Source organism: Candidatus Symbiothrix dinenymphae (assembly GCF_001431085.1).
The window spans coordinates 1-551 of the sequence record NZ_BBRU01000136.1 but is presented as its reverse complement, the minus strand read 5'-3'; the positions used below and the strand labels follow the sequence as shown (position 1 = coordinate 551).

Genomic DNA, 551 nt, shown 5'->3' with positions numbered 1-551 from the left:
GATTTTTTGGATGAATGGAGTAATCAATTATCAAAACTGATATAGGAAGTATGGAATTACAATTTAATGAGTTGAGCGTATCCTGTCCGCAACCTTGTGTAAATAAATACACTGCAGATAGTAAAATGAACCAATTTGCGGGAGCAGTTGCTGAAGCAAGGAAAAAAGGTTTTCGACACATCCGTTCCCATTACGATACAAACCAAATCATACTTTCGCCTAATTATTCGTTGTTTGATTGGTTAAATAGCAAAGATGTTCAGAGAGAACATAAAGATATATTGTATGGTATGTTTGTCCTACCCTTTATCAAAGAAAACGATGCTGTAGTTGAGAAACAATATGTAGAAGAAAATTATTATTTTGAAGATAACACAAATGGTATTAATAGAATTAGATGCATTGGATTAGCAGGAGCTTATTTGTATGATACTTTGTGTATCAGCCTATCTACACACTTTGTTTGGAATCAGCATAAACTTCCCATAATAATTGAAAAAGAGAATCAATTCTCTACAGAAGAAATTCTGAATATATCCTCCAAAGATTCT

Annotated in this window: 1 protein-coding gene; it reads left to right on the top strand. The window is 32.5% G+C overall.

Annotated elements, in window-relative coordinates; all coding sequences use genetic code 11:
• Window positions 1-50 precede the first annotated feature (50 nt).
• On the top strand, window positions 51-551 hold a 501-nt coding region (locus ASC50_RS02160), incomplete at its 3' end, for a hypothetical protein (protein WP_158648294.1).